This window comes from Bacillus sp. C-3-6 (genome assembly GCF_054509685.1).
The window spans coordinates 2384876-2403797 of sequence record NZ_CM137247.1 but is presented as its reverse complement, the minus strand read 5'-3'; the positions used below and the strand labels follow the sequence as shown (position 1 = coordinate 2403797).

The window sequence follows — 18922 nt, the reverse complement described above, 5'->3', positions numbered from 1 at the left end:
CTTCATTTTACACGAATATAAATATAAAATAAATATTTATGACAACGAAGTGTTAATTTAAAGTGAATGGTGCTGAGAAAAACTTAAATATTTTCTAAATCGAGTTATATAATATTGAAAATTAAATATAGATTTACGTACAAATAAAAAAGCCGCATTTGCGACTTATGAAATCATAGGATTAACTCCTGTTTTGTTGTATGATTAACGCTTAATCGCATCGACAATTAGCGATGGAAAACCAAGTTTATCGCCTTTATTTCTAGAATCATACCTTTTCGAACGGAAAATAACACCGTCGTTTGCATCCCATTCGTTGTAATAAAACCGACCATTTTCATCACAATATTCAAGTAAAACTACCTCGAATCCAGCAGTTTCAAACATTTTCGTTAATGTTATATAATTATGAACGATTTTATGACTTGCTGCTGGATGATCTTTCGGACCGGGTCCCCCTATTTGAACTATATTTTGATATGCCTCATCCTGAAAGAATGCATCAGGGACTCCGCACCGAATATGACCAGATGGTTTTAAAAATTCATAACAAATTTCAGCTGCTCTTACACCTTCTTCAAAAGTAAGGTGTTCCCATACATGCTCAGCTAAAATAGCTGAAATAGTGTTGTATTCAAATCTTTCTTCCCACGTAGCTTTATCTAGTAAGTTAAGTTCATCTTCTTGCGTTTGAATCCAACCTGGATTATTATTAAACACTCCAGCTCCGACAACTACTTTAATTTCGTCTTGTTTTATTGCCACCATGTTCACCTCTTAAATATTTTAATTCATTAATATATTCTATGTTTCCTATTATCCTTCCTCCTTTAACAAATTTAGTACCATGAGTCCAGTACAATACCGAACTCATGTCCTAAAAACTCTCTAACGCAACGATCTGTCTAACTCTATAAAATTAGTTCATAATATACGATTTTTCTTACAGAAATATAGCACAGCAAACATTAGCATAATACCAATTACGTAAAAAATTGTTGTTCCGCTCCCACCAGTATTAGGAATTACCCAATTATTCTTCGCATTTTTCACTGTTATTTTTTGTGTCTTTACTGCTTCTGTAATTTCTATTTCTATTGGATCCCTAAGTAACACATATCCGTTTGGCGCTTTTATTTCTTTTATCGTATATTTTCCAAGTACTAATTGACTGGAAATCACCTTTCCTTTTTCATCCGTTGTTAATCTAGCCACTTCTTTACCCTCTTTATCTAAGACTTGAAATATAGCGCCTTGTAGTTTTAAATTGATATCCTTATCATCAACTTTCTCAATTTCAAATTGTCCAGTCGGATCTGGTAATTTCTTATTTCCTATTTTAATTTCTATTACTGCATCTTTTTCTACTTTTACAGTTATTTTTTCTTTTAATAATTCGTAACCTTTAGGTGCTTCTACTTCCACTAAGGTATAGTTTCCTTTTGGTAAGTCTTTTGATACTACTTCTCCTTCTTCATTTGTTACTAGTTCTCCAACTATTTTTCCTTTTGAATCTTCTATATGAAACTTTGCCCCTGCTAGCTTTTTATTTTTATCACTTATGTCTACTTTCACAAGCTTTATTTTCCCCATTGGATCTGGCAATTTCTTATTTCCTATTTTAATTTCTACTACTGCATCTTTTTCTACTTTTACAGCTACTTTATCTTTTAATAATTCATAGTCTTTTGGCGATTCTATTTCTACAAGGGTATAGTTTCCTTTTGGTAAGTCTTTTGATATCGCTTCTCCTTCTTCATTTGTTACTAGTTCTCCAACTACTTTTTTATTTGAATCTTCTATATGAAACTTTGCTCCGACCAATTTTTTATTAACATTATTACTATCAACCTTTTTTATTTTTATTTTTCCTGTACTAGGCTTGTTCCAATGTTGCCAGTTAAATTTGAAATTGTGAAATTCAAATCCACCAGTTTGTTGTACCGCACCGACAAATGCTTGTCCATTAATCGAACCGCCTTTTGTTTCTAATACAGCATTGGGGGCAAACACACTACCAACGACACCATATCCCTCTGTTATAATTTTTTTCGCATTTGGAAAAACCCAAATCACTTTCCCATATAGCTCAGTAAACGGGGAATTAGGAGAATATGGTTGTGATGTAGGAACTATATCTGTAGCCCTTCCAATATTGTTCGTGTCATATAGAATAGACCCATTTTTAAATGTAACCTCTGTTGCATCCGAATACATAACAATAAAATCTTTGTCCTTAGCACTCGGTAAAAATACATCTCTTATATCTAAATTGATTTTCCCTGTCAATTCTGATGAAACATAAATATTAGAATTGTTTATATCTTTTCCGATTCCATAACTCATATTTGGAATTGGGGTATTCGTTTTATATTGACCAGCATTTTTACTGACTTGGTTCACTATATTGCGAAATTCATTAAATTTCGCGTCAATTTCTAGTTTTTCTTTATATACGATATGATCATAAGAAGATTGTATGATGCGATCTGGATCACTCTCTTTTGTCATTACGACTATTCCGTTTTGAATGATAAAAGATTCTTCTCTTGATTTCTTAAATTTTCCAGACAATAACAAGGACGGATATCCCTCATCAACCCATTTTTCACCTACTATATTAGAGGTTCCCGCTGCAGCACCTACAATCGTATACCCCGATGCATCCATATCACCTTGAACTGCGATTGCTCCTTCAATGTCACCACCTATTGCTTTATGGTTACCAAAGACAACAGCATTATAACGCGATATATCACCTAGACTTTCTAGGTTTGTCGTGGATCCATATGCTTCTTTTGGTACATATACGACAAAACTTACACTTAACATTAACAAAACAATAAAATGAATACTTACCAGCTTTAATCGTAGCCTCAATTCCTTTGTTCCCACCTTTACCGTATTTTTTCTATAGTCGAATAAAATGACATATTCACCAATGAGGATTTACTTCATCCTTTATATACTTTCTTTACTTATCTCTGAATTTCCGTTCCCACTTCCCATTAATGCAGGATAAATAAATACATTCTATCGAGTTAACCTTTTCTTATAAATTACGACTAGAAACACACATAACAATAGGATTGGAACTATTACAGTCCACTTATTAAATATAAATATCTCTGTACTCACTTTTTGTTTTTCTTTCTCGTTTAACTCCACACGCACACCTCGAACTAGCAATCTATTGGTGTTTACTCCATAAGGCGTACACGTAATTAAAGTTGTATAATCTTTATTTTCTACAATTTGTAGATCGTCCGTTTCGTGTGGTAACACTACTTTAATTTGATCTACTTTATAAGCAAGAACTTTGTCTAAAGAATGAATATAAAAAAGATCTCCTTCACTCAACTTATCTAAATCTGTAAATAATTTTGCTGATGGTAAACCACGATGCCCTGTTAAAATAGTGTGCGTATTTTCTCCACCTATCGGGAGCGAAGAAAAATCTAAATGACCTATCCCGCGGCTCAATACTTCCTCAGATGTCCCTTGATAGATTGGCAGTTTTATATTGATTTTCGATATTTCAATATACCCCATTACATCTCCTAAATTTAACGCATCAGCATATGCTCGATGATTACTTTTTTTTTCAGAAAATGGATCAGTAAATGTTTTCGTGGAAGTGTGAACTTGTTTATTATATTCGGCTGCTTCTTTTTCCCTACGTTCGACTTCTTTCTTTTGTAATGCTTTGATATTCTTATCGTAAGAGCTAATCTCAGAATAATGTGCACGAGTCGCCAACCAATTACTAATAGTAGGATATAAAAAAACACCTAATCCAAATAAAAAAATACCTCCCAAAACAAGATTTCGTTTCATATTTCCACCTCTGTATATGCTTAAATATCGAAAAGAGGGAAGCATTTTGCTTCTCCCCTTTTCCCATAGTTACATGTTCCTAAAATCTTAATTATTAGCAGACTTTTTTCTAAAGAAAACAAATGCCGCTGTAACCATTAACGTAAGACCTATTACAGTAAAAAGAGTCGTTCCTATGCCACCCGTTACCGGAAGAACCCATCCACTTTTATTATTTTCAATCGTTAATTTAACCGTTTGATTATTTTCGCTAATCTTTACATCAATGGGATCTTTTAATAATTGATAAGAAGCTTTTGTACCATCTTCTTTTGTATATGTTGGAGCTTTCGTTTCGAAAATTTGATAGTCTCCATATGGAATGTTAGACCATTTAATAACACCATTTTCATCTGATACACCTGTTACTTCTTTTCCTGCTACAACAACTATTTTTCCATTTTTATCTTTAAGTACAAACTCTGCACCTTTTAATTTATTCTTATTAGCACCATCAATTTTTGTTAACTCAATTATTCCAGTTGTTGGAACAACAACTACAGGTTTAGATTCCTTTTCTCCAATTACATCATTTTTATTTGTAAAATCAATTTTTGCTGTATTTAAAATTTCCGAACCAGATGGTACTCCTTCTTTTACTTGAGATTTAATTTGCAAATGAAATTCTTTTTTACCATCTAATTTTGTGAAATCTTTTACTGTAGCTGTTACTTTTTGACCTTCTATAGCTACCTCTACAATGCTTGCATTTACTTCTGCTCCATCAATTTTCACGATTGGCTTTCCTTGAATCACTAAACGATTATCCAAAGTATCTGTTACCACATATTTTTTGTATTCCTTAATGTCTTCTGGAATTAATGTTTTAATATCATAATTATAATTAGTTAACGGATTGATTGGTAACGCTCCCAATTTTCCGTTAATCTTTTTATCAATTGTTGGTTCTTCATAGTTTTTCACTTCTAATTTAACTACTGTACCAGAAGTAATAGTTCCATCTTCATTAATTGTTCCGGAGTTCTTAACAAAAAACTCACGTTTAGTTGGATCTATTACATAGCCTTTCGGAGCTTTTGTTTCTTGGAAATAGTATTCTCCATACTCCAATCCTTGCACGCGAATATGACCATTAGCATCTGTTACTAACTCTTTTTTCACTTCTGTACCGTCTTTTTTAAATAAAGAGAATACTGCACCTGCTAATGCTTTTTCATTTACACCAGTTTTTATTAAATCCACTGCACCACGTTTAATCTCATTTTTTGGATACATGTGAACATCATAGTTTAGCACCTTACCCTCTTTATTCGTTAATGGAATATCCACTGTATACGTATTGGGATTTAGATTCACATGTGGAGGTCCTGCCACTTCTTTCACCTCATAACGTCCTAGCGGAAGATCTTTTAATACAGCTTGTCCGTTATCATCTGTTACTACTTGATTTGGAGTGGCTCCCATTACAGGTTTCACGTCTTCTTTTACGATTTTCCCATCGTTTGAAATGTTTTCAAAAGAAGCAACCCTTTTTACTTCAAACGTTACACCTTTTAATGGTTTCGCATCTTTTGGCACCTCTTGATTTGCAGAACCGTCACCTTCTAGTCCCTGCGCTCCATCTTTTTCTTGTTCATACTTATGAATCGTTAAAGTACCTTTAGATGGTGAATCCGCCTTTACTAATACACTAGACCATGTAGAAAATGTTAAGAAAAACCCTAAAAGCACACTAAATATTTTTTTCATTTCTCTTATCCCCTTTACTACTTCTATCATTTTAAAAATCTCTTTATTACTATTACCTTCTTAAAAGCAATAGTGTGCCAAGTATCAGATTTAAACGAATAACATAAAACATAGTCGTCCAACAATCCATTGTTTACAATCACTTATTCACTTTTCTTATCTTCTATTATTACGTTGTCTCTCCACATGATATATGTAATTTTCTCCCCTAAATTACACTTATAACCCTATTTCAAGAATCATTACATTTGTTACATAATAGCTTTCACTGCTAATTTTGACTAGTCACTTACTGTCAATCTATTAATTTCTCACTTCCTATCCCTATTTAAAATCCAATCTTAATCATTTTTTTAATACATATAAGTAATAACCAACAAATAAGTGTGACGATTCATATTTTACGCTACTGCCCAAAACTATTACCTGTATATTCAAATAATATGTGCTATTCATGTTAAATTATGGTATTATTCTTAGAAGTTTATAACTTTTATTTATATTTTTTATTAATAAAGATTTTCCGTTTCTACTTATGAAAAAAGGAATATATGTTTATTTAACTATTACGCATAACTGTAAGGAGGAAGAATATGACTAAAAAGCTCAGTCTAGTTGAGATAGAGTACATTTGCAATATGTTTTTCCAATCTTTTGAAATTCCAGTTTGTTTTTTAGATTGTAACAAAAATATTCTTTTAGAATTCACATCAAAAAATGATTCACACTCGTTGTATACATCAAAAATAGAACAGTTACATGTGCTTTTTCAGAGAAATGATACATATAATTCCCCCATCTTCAGAACTCACGAACATCTAGGGCACTTTATTTTAATTCACATAAAGAGCGATTATATCGTGAACGGTACTGTTATTATTGGGCCCTTGGCACATGTAAATTTTTCTACAAGTAAAACGGATAGTAACCTTAATTTCATTCCAAATTATAAAAGAACAAGAGACCATTATTTTTCATTGTCAGTCAAAGATCAAAATTTCTTTGTAAATATAGCAATATTGTTCTATAACATTCTCTATAAAAAAAATTCAGATGTAAGCACATTTTCAAATAACAGTGACTCACTTCATATAAGTCATAGCAGAATCTTAAACGAAGATGTATATATTTCAATGCAAAAAGACGAATCCATTTATCATAATTTATATATAGAGCAGCAACTACTTGGTTCTATAGAAAACGGGGATAAAGAAACCGCACTCAAATATTATTACGAATTCCAACAAGAGACTCTTTCATCTTTATCTTCATTCCATCAATTAAGACGTCATAAAAACATTTGTATTTCATCCATCACGCTCGCTACTAGATATGCGATAAAAGGGGGACTTCCATCTGGGATTGCTTACAAAATTTATGATTTACATATTCAAAGAATAGAAGATTTAAAAGACAAAGAATCTGTTTGGGATTTATTAAAAAATGCTTTTTGTACCTTTGCAGACCGTGTAAAGGCACAAAAAACACAGCAACATTCACAGACTATCGCTATTTGCAAAAACTACATTTTTAAAAACATTTACAATCCAATATCTGTTAAACAACTTGCTAAATTTGCAAATGTGAATTCAGATTATTTATCTATATTATTTAAAAAAGAAGTCGGTATTTCATTAATTGAGTACATTCAACGTGAACGAATCGAAGAAGCAAAGAAATTATTAACTTTCACCACCTATCCCTTATCAGACATATGCGCTTCGCTTAATTTTAGCGATCAAAGTTATTTCACTAAAATTTTTAAAAAATTCGCCAATGAAACACCTGGTAAATACCGAAAATCTCATGTTGTCATTTAGCGTGACACTTCCATTAAAACAAAGTGTTTTCAGTAACTTATCAATGGCAAATTAGAAGTACTCCTATATTCATGAGCTATAGAATTTATGCTATTTTCAAATCAAAAAACACGTTACTATTCTTTTATTTTAATGAGAATAGTAACGTGTTTTATATGTAATATAGTTCTGTAGACAGAATAGTATCCAACTGCAAATTTTTATAAAAGCCAAATGTACCGCTTAACTATTAAAATCTTAATAAGTAAAAAATCCATATTTCGTTTTATTTACTTTCTACTTTATTTCTTTTGAATACTCAACTCTTTTCTTCAAACGAATAATCCCTACTATTATTTTTGTATCTTTCTAAATTTGCGAATCAAAGTGAGTACTGTACCTGCAATAATCATCAATATGCCGATTGCTGCACTGTTAGTTGTACTTACACCCGTCTTTGGCAGCTCCTTATATGTACATTCTTTTTTATCGGTATTACTGTTATTTGAGATATTATTGTTATTTGTCTTATTAGCAAGACCATTAGGTTTGCTAGTTTCTTTATCTTTCACTAATACTTTTTGTATTGTATTTACCTCATTACCCACGGAATCTCTTACATTATATATTATTTCATAAGTACCAGCTTTAGTTGTATCTATAGTTCCTTCATACGCTACTTTAGAAGTAAGGTCACCGTCTTCTTTGTCAGTAGCTGATACTCCTACCAACGGATCAAATTGATCACCCTCAGTAATTGAAGTTGTAGCAGGTACTTTTAGTATTGGTTTATCATTTTTAACTTCTTCTCTAACTTTGACCGTTACAGTTTGCTTTGCCGTTACTTCATGACCTTTAGAATCTGTAACCGTGTACGTTAATATGTAAGTATCGGCTTTAGATGTATCTACTTCACCATCAACTTTGATTTTAGAAGTGAGATCACCGTCTTCTTTATCGATAGCTAATACTTCTGCCATTGGAACAAATGAATCTCCTACATGAATTGTCGCTCTAACAGGCACTGTTAATTCAGGTTCTAAATCTGATGTTTCTCCATTTTTCTCTACAATTACAGTCTGTGTTGCCGTTGCATTCCGCCCTTGAGAATCAACAACCATGTATTCCATAATGTATGTACCTGATTTTGAAGTATCTACATCGCCTTTATGCTTTACTTTATTTGTTAAATCACCATCTTCCTTATCAACAGCTTTTACATTTCTCATTGGATCAAACGTATCTCCTACACGTAGTGTAATGGTAATCGGTACAGTTAACTCTGGAGCTTGGTTTTCTACTGTTTTTTCGTTTTCTTTCACTGTTCCTGTAATTTTTGCCGCATCAAAAGCATTTTGGATTGTTCGAACTTCAATTGAGTTCGTTCCATATTTATTAGTTGCAACTGTAAGGCATGCCAATCTCAATTCAGAGAAATTAGAAGTCATGTTTAATTCATCAGTATTTGCATAATAGAAAATATCAAACATTTTATCTTCACCAATACCATTTACATTTACACCGTTATGAGTACCACCTTGTGCAATTAAATACGCAACTTTATTAATAATACTTGAATTAAAATGTACGCCTCCATAATCCTCTCCATTTAAATCATTATATTTACTATAATCATCAGGATACGGTAGTCCTTCTGAAAAATTAATTGCAGTTGGATTTTTCATATTACGAAAAGTCGATCCAGTTTGCTCTCCTATTGTCCAGTTAAATTCCCCATTATTTATGTATTTCTCTATAGCCGTTCCCATAATATCCGATAATGCCTCGTTAATTGCCCCAGATTCTCCTGAAAATTCAAGGTTAGATTCGCTTGATGTAACTGCATGTGTAAATTCATGACCCGCTATATCGAATGCTTTTACCATAGGATCTCCATATAAAAGCATACTAATGTTATTAATATTAGTACTAAATGCATTCTCCCAATTTTCAGGATCATTTGTTCCTCCAGAATCCCATGCATGTACAACTGAAACTACTTTTTTTCCTTTATTATCAAAACTATTACGCTTATATTTTTCTTTATAAAAATCGTATACCTTTGTTGCTAAGAAATGAGCGCTTACCGCCTTTGGATCATTAAATGTTGTTGAAACACTAGTTGCTAGTATACCAGGATAATAACTTTCTTCATTTGTAATATCTCTATAATTTACATCATATGTCTCAATTCCTTGTCCTCTTGTGTAATCAGCAAGCGCATAATTCCCACTGGTCTGTTTAGAAATACCAAATGTACGAGTTACGCCTAAATCATCTTTTCCTGTTCCAGTTAATGATGTAAAATTGCTAGTTTTATTTTCCTTAACGGATTCAACATACTCTTCACTTATTTTCAAACTTGATTCTTGTACCATATCTTTTAACATTTCACCATTATGAGCATTCACTAAATAAGTTCCAGATACATAATTTGGTGTTGTAGCAGCAAATGTAACTTGATATGCATTGCTAGCCTGCCCATGATTTTCATCAACAAAAATAACTGCCTTAACTTCTGGCTCAGAAATAAATTTAGTATCGTTTCCGTACTTTTTATAAATATATTGTTTTGCTTCTTCTTTTGATAAATTAATAGGTTTCTTTAAATCTTCTTGTGTTAAATTTTGTGCGCTAGCTCCTGAAATGCTTTTAATAATACCTTTTTTATCTACGTGAGCAGTCAACTGGTGGCCATATACTTCTTTTCCTTCATATATTTGTTGCATGCGCACAAGTGTAGTTCCATCATAAGAACCACGTTTTTGAAGAACCTTGTAATCTACTCCTGTTTCTGCACTAACTTGTTTTGGAGACAAAGCATGCTCCGTATTTTCCTTAAGTGCATCTTTCACTACATTCTCTGGTGCCTTTTTTGATGGTTGTGTCAGATCACCTGTACGGAACGAATCCTCTTGAATTTCAACTTGCATTTGACCAGGTTCCTCTGCATGACCTACTCCATATGGTGTTACACTTGTTAAAACGAATCCTGTTGTTAATGCAACTATAGCTATTTCTTTTTTATTTCCCATGATATTTACCTCGTATAAATTTCTATTATTTATATGAAACTGCTAAAATGTATACAATCTATTCCTAACATAAAAAGATGACTTTTGTAATCTACAAAAGCCACCTCTTCAATATGTAATATCCCTAAAATGTTTTTAATACATAATTTCTATACAAAAAGAAAAAAGCATTCATTAACGAGCATTTTGCAATACTTTTATTAGGTCATTTATATTTTCAACTTTCTGCTGAAACTGATCAAGTCTGCTATGTAGCGATGAAGGATTTTTATCTTCATTTGAAATAACTTGTTTTAATTCGTTTTCTAATTTATCATACATATCAAAGAAATTATCAAATTCTACACTTACAAGCTCTTCATTTTCGCGATAGAATCTTTTTGCTTCTATATAAGTCATATATGATTTATTTAAAAATCCTAATGAAATTAAATATTTAGAAGTGTTTTCTTGATAAATAGCAATATCACATGCCATTTTAATATCAGAATAAGTCTTTTGAACGAGACAATGCAATTCAAAAATCTTAAACTTTAATCCATTATTCATTTCATCCCCTCCCATCGTATCTATTCTACATAAAATTAGAATATTATACAAAGAAAATTATTAGTATGAAATTGACAATTTAAAAAATAACTTAAGGATAAACAAACTCCCTCGCATTATAAATTATAGTTACGGAGCATTTACCAACATAGCAGCAAAATAAAAAGCGAAAAGAATAAATCTTTCCGCTCTTAGAGTAATAAATACATTTCATATTGTGCTAAAGAATTCTTTTCAAATCTACATTTCTTTAAAAAACCCTCCAGTAAATTATTGTTAGGAAACCCAATTGATAAACTTGATAAATGTAATTCTTCTCTTGCTACTTCTAATAATTTCATCCCAACACCAATATTTCTATAATCTTTATCTACGAAAATAAAACTAATTTTACCTTGTTCATTTACACATAGAGAGCCTTTTAAGTCATTAGTGACATATGCACCATAAAATACATTATTTGTTTTTTCGATATAATCAACATCATTTTGCCAATTTATATGGAAGTTTAACCATTTCTGAATTTCATCTTTAAAAGTTGGAAATTCTAATTGTTTTACTTCAATATCCTTACAATCTTTATTCATTATTTTAGTCAAATCATTTAAATTATAATAAGAAAGATCGTACACTTTTTCATAGCCCAACTTATTATAAAAATGAATCGCTCGGTCGTTTCCTACAATGACTTCGAGAAAAAGTTGCTTACATCCATGTTGAATCGCCTCTTCTTTATGCAGTTCAAATAATTTTTGACTCACACCAATACCGCGGTAATTAGGATGAACCGCTAATGTTCCACAGCGCATAGTCTTTATACTTTCATAATCCTTTATACCACCTAATATTACGCCAACTGATTTGTCACCGTCTAAAGCAAGAAAAGAATGTTCTAGCAAATTACCTTCTGGTCCCAAAAAACGGTGTATAAAATCACCTTTTGAAACTTCCATCTTAATAATATAATCGGAAAATCCATCTTTAAAAGCTTCATATACTAAATCAATATTTACTTCACTACATCTTTTATATTGAATCATATAAAATTGCCCTCCAATTGCTTGTATTAACCGCAACATGTACCCATATAATATATTCCATCTATTATAAATTTCAGCTCTTAATTTGAAATGAACGGACATTTCCCTACATATAACCCACTATTAATTTGTTTTATAACAAACAGTGCAATATCTCCATTTTGAATTTTAATTCCTGGCATATCCACTAAACTCTCTTTTATATTTCCTATACCATTCCCCTCTATAACAAATGGTAATCTAACAACCGTCCAATCTACATCACTACTTTGGAGAATTTGTAACTCTTTATATTTATCTTGCATCATTTTTGGTAAAAATAATTTAAACAAGTTAGCCCCCATTTTATTTACAATCCCTTTCTGATCTCCAACAACATTTATAGAGCCACCAGAAATAAGAATATAACGTTTTATTTCATATTCCTTCATTACTTTTAAAATATGCTTTGTAACTGTACTAAAAATATAAGATTCATTTTTCGGTTGACCGACAGCATTAATCACAGCTCTACAACCTTGAAGTAATTCCTGGATTGAAGAAAAATCACGGGCATCTCCAATGATAACCTCTATATTCTCATTATTTATCGGCATATTTTTAGAATTTCTCGTTAATATTTTCACTTGAAATCCCTGTTCTACCGCTTCATTCATGAGGAATTTCCCGACTTTTCCATTCGCACCCAAAATAGCTATTTTATTTGTAGTTTCCAAGCTTAAAACCCTCTAACTATCTATTATTTACTACATTAATCTCATAAACACGTAAAAAAGCAATTAAATGCTCACATGCTCTTTCACATGCTAGCATTTTAAAGATTTTTTGTTCCTCTTTCGTTTTATCATTAGCCTGATCTGAAGCAGCTTTTAAACATAGAAATGGTTTTTTATTTATTTGACACACATAGGCGAAAGCTGCTACTTCTTGATCAACTGCCAATGCTCCATATACGGTATGGAGTAAATATCTCATTTCTGAACTACGAATACGTTGATCTCCAGATAAAAATGTACCGAAATGTATCGGATCATATGATCGTATTTTTTTTATTCTTCTTACAAGTGATTTTGTTGTTTCAATAGGTGCTGTTCTACCGTTATATAAATTAAAAACATCTTCCCCTGAGCCAGCTGCAGTAACATCGTGTTGTATTGCGTTTAGTGCCACTACAATATGACCATTTTTCACCTTGTTTGATAAACTTCCGCATATTCCTGTCATAAACAACTCATCTGGCTGAAACTCACTAATTAACAATTGTACACAACTAGCGCAGCTTACTTTACCGACACCAGTAACAACTGATATAATTTCCAGCTCATTAATAGTATGAAAATGAAATTCCCAAGCTGCTCTTTTTTCAACACGTTCACTCGGATAATGTTGATGCAAATACGTCAGTTCTGGTTCCCATGCAGATACAATTGCAATACGTTTCATTACATGCTTCACTTCCCCTATTGTCATTTAAATAAGTTATCTATACTTTCTCGTTCATAATCTGGAATCCATTCTTTGTATTTCTTATATAAATCTCGTATTATTTCTTTATTCTTCGCAATTACTTCACATCCTCTATCATCATACATAAACATGACAATATCTTTCGTTTCATTTATGAGAAATACATCTGGATAAGAAATTTCTTTTTTTCGTCCAAATCGAGGATACAGAGCAGAGAAATGCTCATGATTAGCAGCTTGTATAAGCGATTCATACTTAATATCTTCCGCAAGACATTTTAAAGAAAAATGATATGTACAATATAAAGTGAAACTTTAATCAGTGTGGGTTTTGTTCATCCCCACTGATTATTAGTTGAACCAATCGGGCTTTTAGGGGCAGTTGATTCCCACCTACCTTCTTTGCTTTCGCTGAATTTTGAGGTGGGGGTCTTACTGCCCGTTAATGCGGGATAAATCTGCTTCTTCATCTTCAAATAGAAACGATAACGTTTCTTGTCTTATATGAAATCTTAAATCTCTTTTCTTAATATATTTATTGTATACATTTATTTTCTGTGGAGTTTTTATGTTTTCCTTTTTAAATCTATAAACATTTGTCACTACAAACACTACATCTTCTTTTGAAAATATGTCTTCAAATAAGAATTTATTATATGTATATAGTTGAGAAAAGTATTCCATATTTAAATCGTTGGTTCCTTCTACAATTTGATATTTATCTTTTCCGAAATCAAAATGTAAATGATTTCCCCACTGAGAATATAAGTAGGGTCCTAATGTAACTCCTGGAAATGTTTGATTCATATATTCTTTTAATTACATTTCCTTGTCCTTTCTACTGTAAAATTCCTTTTAAATCCCAGTATGCTTCTTCTAGCCACGGATGTATAACTTTCAATGTATCTTTCCTTTCCCACAAATATGAAATATATACAAAAGCTGCTTTTTCCAAAGATTTTTCCAATCCTTTTTTTATTTCTATTAAATATGGTGGTGTCCCGTTTTGATCCCATTCTATTTTATCTGCAACAAATAATACTAAATCCATCTTCGTTGCATATTTATGCAACGTTGTATGGCAACAAATTGCATTTAAAATTTCTTCATTTTCTACTTTAAATATTTCTTTTGCGATTACTCTCAATAATTTTTGATGAATAATCATAGGAAACTTTTTTTCTGCTTCCACTATCTCTACCCCAAACTCTTCAGCAACTGCAATCCTCTCCTCGTTCGGAAAAATGCCACTAATATCATGTAAATATCCTGCAATTGCTGCTTTTTCTTTATCTACGTGAAACTTTTCTGCAATCTTTTTTGCCTCATTTGCCACACGAATTGAATGTTTATATGTAAACTCTTTATTATATTTTAGTAGAAAGGCTTTAATATCATTTTCTATTTTTCCAGTTGGAGTAAATGAATATATATCATTATATAACATAGAAAATCCCCCTTATAACTAACTTACATTATAATATAGAATCTAAATATCCTTTTTATTTTATATTCGATATTAATCTTTTTACTCCTTTTTAATACGTTACATGAAATTTTATACAGAATCATCGCTACAAGTACATAAATGTTTGATATTATAGTAATGTTGATGATTTGTAAGGAAAGGAACTACACAATGAATAAAAACATATTAATTATTGATGATGATAAAGAAATTGTTGAATTACTTGCTGTTTATTTGCGAAATGAAGGCTATAACATTTATAAAGCTTATGATGGCGATGAAGCATTGCAAAAGGTTTCTACATATGAAGTTGACCTTATGATTTTGGATATTATGATGCCAAAACGAAACGGATTAGAAGTTTGTCAGGAAGTACGTGAAAATAATACTGTACCAATTCTAATGCTTAGTGCAAAAGCAGAAGATATGGATAAAATATTAGGCCTTATGACAGGTGCCGATGATTATATGATCAAACCATTCAATCCATTAGAATTAGTAGCTAGAGTGAAAGCTTTATTACGAAGATCCTCTTTCCAAAATGCTACTTCGCAAAAGAATGAAGATGGTATTATTCGTATTCGCTCTGTTGAAATACACAAACATAATCATACAGTTAAAGTAAATGGAGAGTATATTAAACTAACCTCTATTGAATTCGATATTTTATATTTACTTGCGAGTAATACAGGAAGAGTATTTAGTTCAGAAGAAATTTTCGAACGCGTTTGGAATGAAGATGGTTATGGTTCAAATAAGACGGTAATGGTCCATATTAGCAACTTACGAGATAAACTTGAAACAGTAATGAATGGAGAAAAATTGATTCATACTGTTTGGGGAGTTGGCTATAAAATTGAGAAATGAAGCATTTGATATATTAAAAGATATTCCTAAATGGAAACTTATTTTTTGGCTTTTATTAGCTATCACACTCACTCCTATTACTGAACTAATTATTTATCGCCTCGTTACGAGTGTAATTGAGAGTTCACTTACTCTAACTGAACTCGGTAAAGAATTCATTCGAATTTTTGGTTATGAAAAGTATAAAGGGATTAAAGAGTCTTTATGGATGATGATTGTATCTTATTTGTTTTTATTTTCTATTTTTTCATCCTATCTTTACATTTTTTATCGTCACGAGAAAAAACTTTATTATGAAACTTGTATAAAAAAAATGATAGAAGAAATTCGTTATATTGCAAATGGAAACTTCAATCATAAAGTTTCTATTGTAAATCATAATTATCTAGAAGAATTAGCAATCGGGGTCAATGAAATTGTTGAACAATTAAAAGTCTCAATTGATGAAGAAAGACAAGCGGAACAAGCAAAAAGTGAACTTATTACAAATGTATCACATGACTTACGCACCCCCCTTACTTCTATAGTTGGATACGTAAATTTAATCCATCATGATAATTATAGAGATGAAGTGGAATTGCGATACTATATTCAAGTCATTTACGATAAAGTAACTCGTCTTAATGCATTAATGAATGACTTGTTCGAATATACACGTGTTCAAAATAAAGAATTAAGCTTGTATTCTGTTCCTATTGATATTGTAGAGTTACTTGGACAATTAACTGTTCAATTCCGCATACAGGTTCAAGAAGCTAATATAGAATGTCGGCCTTCTTTCCCGCCTCAAAAGCTTATGGTATTAGCTGATGGTGACAAATTAGTGCGTGTGTTTGAAAATCTTATTATAAACGCTATCGCTTATGGAAGCGAAGGTCGCTATATTGACCTTACTGCTTATGAAAGCAATAATATGATTACAATTGATATAACAAATTACGGACAACCTATTCCTAGTACGGATTTACCTCATATTTTTGAACGTTTTTACCGCGTTGAGAAATCTCGCTCTACAAACACTGGTGGATCTGGACTTGGATTAGCAATTGCAAAAAGTATAGTCGAGTTGCATAAAGGAACAATTGAAGTATATAGTGATGACGAAAAAACAACATTCACTGTAAAACTACTTCCATACAAATGTTAATATTACAAATAAAAAGTTCAATTTCTTATCATACAAGAAATTGAACTTTTTCTATTATTTCCCTAAATTTAATAATCCTTTATAATTCTTTAGAAATTCTTTACCTTTTCTTTCTTCCTAATTAAGCATTCCTTTTTACAATACTATTATTGATGTCATAATAGGAGGATCACTTATGCAATTCTTAAAAAAATTCGCTATTTTATTATTATCTTTTTTCATTACTGCACTTATCGTTTTATATTTTTATCTTTATGTAAATGGTCCGATTATTCAAGCTAAATCAGCTATTTTAATAAATGCTAATTCAGGTGAAATTGTTTATAAAAAAAATGAAGAAACCCCAGTACAATCAGCTACTTTATCTAAATTAATGACGGAATATATCGTATTGGAACAACTAAATGATAGAAAAATACAGTTAGATGACTTCGTACAAATAAGTAACGAAGTTTTCCGAGTAGAAACAAGCCCTATACAAGTAACATCGAATGATAAAACAACGGTTCGTGATTTACTTCATGCATTGCTACTGGCAGGGAATAATAGTTCTGCACTCGCTCTAGCAGAACACATTGCTGGAACTGAAGATAACTTTACAATATTAATGAATAAAAAAGCAAAAGAACTACATTTATTACAACCATCTCCATTTCTAAACTCTACTGGAATTAATCATGATACAAATAAACAATCAACTACAACAGCAATAGACGCAGCTAAACTAGCTGCACGATTAGTAAAAGATTTTCCAGATGTATTGAATATTACGAAACTAACCTCTTACCAATTTACCTTCAAAGATTCCCAGGTTTTCAATACGAATAAAATGATATATTCCCTTAATGAAAACATTAAACTTCAAGGTGTTGATGGCTTACAAACTAGTTTTTCAACTAACGGTAATTATAGTTTTGTCAGTACAGCAAAACTAGGAGATACTAGACTAATTTCAGTAATATTAGATGCAGATGAAGAAAACATCTCATTTATTGAAACAAAAAAGTTGCTACAGTATGGTTTTGATCCTTCCTCGTACTCTGCACTCCAAGCTTTTAAAGACACCCTTACATCTTGGACAATATTGCTTCAGTTTAAAAACTTAATTATACAAACTATAATGATTTTCTTAATCATTACCACCTTAATGTTTTTACATATACGTCAGAAAAAATCCGAGGATTTCAATTAAGAAATCTTCTTATATATAAAAACCGACTTGCGCTTGAGATGCAAGTCGGTTTTTAATTCTATCATCCTCGTCCAATCAAATTTGCTGAAACTGGTTGCAAGTTTAACTCCCTCGCCCATATAGATAGCTGACCAATATGATGGATTTCATGTACGATTACATGTCTTAAAACCTATGTTTTTTGAGGCATACATCCATCTCTCTTTCCTTTCGTTGTATTCGTTTGTTTAGTTTAAATGGGTTAATCTATTAATTCTATTAAATCCAACAATTGAACTATTACACTTTAAAGTTCTACTCATATACTATAGTAGATTACTAGAAAGGAGGCTTAACTATGGATAGTTGTGTTGTATTTGTAAACGGACAACCTTTTTTAGTTCTTTCAGTAGCTGGTATTGAAATTGCTAGATTAGAGATTTCCCTTCAAGTAGCATTAGCTCTAAGAGTGCTTGGGATACCAATCTGTGATTAATTACCAAATTAAAAGAAAAAGCGGGCATTAGCCCTCTTTTTCTATTTTCTTCTCATCTTTTTTTTAACAACTAACAAAATTTAAATTTTTATTTTGTAATGAAAATCCGAAAAATCAATCCATTTTATTCAATAAAAAAGATCAACACCCATACCTCATTATCCGTTTCTAAAAAATTAGAATTCGGTTAATTACAAGAAAATTTAAATATACGAACGTTACATAAAATACTTGTTAGAATATCTGTCCTTCACACTATTTATTTCGCCGACGTTATAGAATCAAAGCACCAATGATT

Annotated in this window: 15 protein-coding genes and 3 pseudogenes; 5 read left to right on the top strand and 13 right to left on the bottom strand. The window is 31.3% G+C overall.

The features are described from left to right. Positions 1 to 204: 204 nt before the first annotated feature. The 4 genes from ACW0JX_RS12245 to ACW0JX_RS12230 all read right to left on the bottom strand — a co-directional run bounded on the left by ACW0JX_RS12245 (position 205) and on the right by ACW0JX_RS12230 (position 5586). Positions 205 to 768 (bottom strand): class I SAM-dependent methyltransferase, encoded by a 564-nt coding sequence (locus ACW0JX_RS12245; protein WP_459245721.1) that lies wholly within the window; start codon positions 766 to 768, stop codon positions 205 to 207. 156 nt (positions 769 to 924) lie between these two features. Continuing rightward, positions 925 to 2880 carry an MSCRAMM family protein gene (locus ACW0JX_RS12240; protein ID WP_459245720.1) on the bottom strand — a complete coding sequence of 652 codons (1956 nt, stop codon included), beginning with the start codon at positions 2878 to 2880 and terminating at the stop codon, positions 925 to 927. Positions 2881 to 3033: 153 nt separating this feature from the next. Then, positions 3034 to 3837, bottom strand: coding sequence for a class C sortase (locus ACW0JX_RS12235; protein WP_080469929.1), 804 nt, complete (start codon positions 3835 to 3837; stop codon positions 3034 to 3036). An 87-nt stretch (positions 3838 to 3924) separates the two neighbouring features. After that, positions 3925 to 5586 carry a SpaA isopeptide-forming pilin-related protein gene (locus ACW0JX_RS12230; RefSeq protein WP_459245719.1) on the bottom strand — a complete coding sequence of 554 codons (1662 nt, stop codon included), beginning with the start codon at positions 5584 to 5586 and terminating at the stop codon, positions 3925 to 3927. 593 nt (positions 5587 to 6179) lie between these two features. Between ACW0JX_RS12230 and ACW0JX_RS12225 the strand changes: the two genes are divergently transcribed. Further along, positions 6180 to 7406 carry a helix-turn-helix domain-containing protein gene (locus ACW0JX_RS12225; RefSeq protein ID WP_459245718.1) on the top strand — a complete coding sequence of 409 codons (1227 nt, stop codon included), beginning with the start codon at positions 6180 to 6182 and terminating at the stop codon, positions 7404 to 7406. 332 nt (positions 7407 to 7738) lie between these two features. Here the strand turns inward: ACW0JX_RS12225 and ACW0JX_RS12220 are convergent, their stop codons facing one another. From ACW0JX_RS12220 to yqeK, 8 genes and pseudogenes are all read right to left on the bottom strand, one after another. Continuing rightward, complete coding sequence (locus tag ACW0JX_RS12220) at positions 7739 to 10420, bottom strand: M4 family metallopeptidase (protein ID WP_459245717.1); 2682 nt, start codon at positions 10418 to 10420, stop codon at positions 7739 to 7741. 174 nt (positions 10421 to 10594) lie between these two features. Next, complete coding sequence (locus tag ACW0JX_RS12215; RefSeq protein ID WP_065483701.1) at positions 10595 to 10969, bottom strand: hypothetical protein; 375 nt, start codon at positions 10967 to 10969, stop codon at positions 10595 to 10597. Positions 10970 to 11160: 191 nt separating this feature from the next. Further along, positions 11161 to 12009: a GNAT family N-acetyltransferase gene (locus ACW0JX_RS12210; RefSeq protein WP_000617068.1), complete on the bottom strand. Its 849-nt coding sequence runs from the start codon at positions 12007 to 12009 to the stop codon at positions 11161 to 11163. A gap of 80 nt (positions 12010 to 12089) precedes the next feature. Continuing rightward, positions 12090 to 12725 (bottom strand): SDR family oxidoreductase, encoded by a 636-nt coding sequence (locus ACW0JX_RS12205; RefSeq protein WP_459245716.1) that lies wholly within the window; start codon positions 12723 to 12725, stop codon positions 12090 to 12092. Between the two features lie 16 nt (positions 12726 to 12741). Further along, positions 12742 to 13479, bottom strand: a complete 738-nt coding sequence (gene mtnN, locus ACW0JX_RS12200; protein ID WP_459245715.1) for a 5'-methylthioadenosine/S-adenosylhomocysteine nucleosidase — start codon at positions 13477 to 13479, stop codon at positions 12742 to 12744. Beyond that, positions 13476 to 13781, bottom strand: a pseudogene (locus ACW0JX_RS12195) (DUF3885 domain-containing protein); the annotation flags it as partial. The pseudogene ACW0JX_RS12195 and the gene mtnN, both read right to left, overlap by 4 nt. A gap of 150 nt (positions 13782 to 13931) precedes the next feature. Further along, positions 13932 to 14282 (bottom strand): annotated as a pseudogene (locus ACW0JX_RS12190) (DUF3885 domain-containing protein); the annotation flags it as partial. A 31-nt stretch (positions 14283 to 14313) separates the two neighbouring features. Next, entirely contained in the window at positions 14314 to 14922 is a 609-nt protein-coding gene (yqeK, locus tag ACW0JX_RS12185) for a bis(5'-nucleosyl)-tetraphosphatase (symmetrical) YqeK (protein WP_459245714.1), read from the bottom strand. 192 nt (positions 14923 to 15114) lie between these two features. Between yqeK and ACW0JX_RS12180 the strand changes: the two genes are divergently transcribed. From ACW0JX_RS12180 to ACW0JX_RS12170, 3 genes are all read left to right on the top strand, one after another. Next, complete coding sequence (locus ACW0JX_RS12180; protein WP_001038809.1) at positions 15115 to 15810, top strand: response regulator transcription factor; 696 nt, start codon at positions 15115 to 15117, stop codon at positions 15808 to 15810. After that, positions 15800 to 16957, top strand: coding sequence for a sensor histidine kinase (locus ACW0JX_RS12175; protein ID WP_459245713.1), 1158 nt, complete (start codon positions 15800 to 15802; stop codon positions 16955 to 16957). Before ACW0JX_RS12180 ends, ACW0JX_RS12175 begins: the two co-directional genes overlap by 11 nt. Before the next feature lie 175 nt (positions 16958 to 17132). Continuing rightward, the gene (locus tag ACW0JX_RS12170; RefSeq protein ID WP_459245712.1) at positions 17133 to 18149 is read left to right on the top strand and encodes a D-alanyl-D-alanine carboxypeptidase family protein; all 1017 of its coding nucleotides are present in this window, start codon (positions 17133 to 17135) and stop codon (positions 18147 to 18149) included. A 61-nt stretch (positions 18150 to 18210) separates the two neighbouring features. Here ACW0JX_RS12170 and ACW0JX_RS12165 read toward each other — a convergent pair. Then, a pseudogene (locus ACW0JX_RS12165) lies at positions 18211 to 18321 on the bottom strand (DinB family protein); the annotation flags it as partial. Between the two features lie 165 nt (positions 18322 to 18486). Between ACW0JX_RS12165 and ACW0JX_RS12160 the strand changes: the two are divergent. Then, the gene (locus ACW0JX_RS12160; protein WP_000376554.1) at positions 18487 to 18624 is read left to right on the top strand and encodes a DUF3956 domain-containing protein; all 138 of its coding nucleotides are present in this window, start codon (positions 18487 to 18489) and stop codon (positions 18622 to 18624) included. Positions 18625 to 18922 lie beyond the last annotated feature (298 nt).

Excerpts from the sequence above, each read along its gene's own strand:
- ACW0JX_RS12245 (WP_459245721.1), bottom strand. The coding sequence starts at position 768 with ATGGTGGCAATAAAACAAGACGAAATTAAAGTAGTTGTCGGAGCTGGA.
- ACW0JX_RS12215 (WP_065483701.1), bottom strand. The coding sequence starts at position 10,969 with ATGAATAATGGATTAAAGTTTAAGATTTTTGAATTGCATTGTCTCGTT.
- ACW0JX_RS12170 (WP_459245712.1), top strand. The coding sequence starts at position 17,133 with ATGCAATTCTTAAAAAAATTCGCTATTTTATTATTATCTTTTTTCATT.
- ACW0JX_RS12235 (WP_080469929.1), bottom strand. The coding sequence starts at position 3,837 with ATGAAACGAAATCTTGTTTTGGGAGGTATTTTTTTATTTGGATTAGGT.
- ACW0JX_RS12225 (WP_459245718.1), top strand. The coding sequence starts at position 6,180 with ATGACTAAAAAGCTCAGTCTAGTTGAGATAGAGTACATTTGCAATATG.
- ACW0JX_RS12180 (WP_001038809.1), top strand. The coding sequence starts at position 15,115 with ATGAATAAAAACATATTAATTATTGATGATGATAAAGAAATTGTTGAA.
- ACW0JX_RS12220 (WP_459245717.1), bottom strand. The coding sequence starts at position 10,420 with ATGGGAAATAAAAAAGAAATAGCTATAGTTGCATTAACAACAGGATTC.
- ACW0JX_RS12160 (WP_000376554.1), top strand. The coding sequence starts at position 18,487 with ATGGATAGTTGTGTTGTATTTGTAAACGGACAACCTTTTTTAGTTCTT.
- ACW0JX_RS12210 (WP_000617068.1), bottom strand. The coding sequence starts at position 12,009 with ATGATTCAATATAAAAGATGTAGTGAAGTAAATATTGATTTAGTATAT.
- yqeK (WP_459245714.1), bottom strand. The coding sequence starts at position 14,922 with ATGTTATATAATGATATATATTCATTTACTCCAACTGGAAAAATAGAA.
- mtnN (WP_459245715.1), bottom strand. The coding sequence starts at position 13,479 with ATGACAATAGGGGAAGTGAAGCATGTAATGAAACGTATTGCAATTGTA.
- ACW0JX_RS12230 (WP_459245719.1), bottom strand. The coding sequence starts at position 5,586 with ATGAAAAAAATATTTAGTGTGCTTTTAGGGTTTTTCTTAACATTTTCT.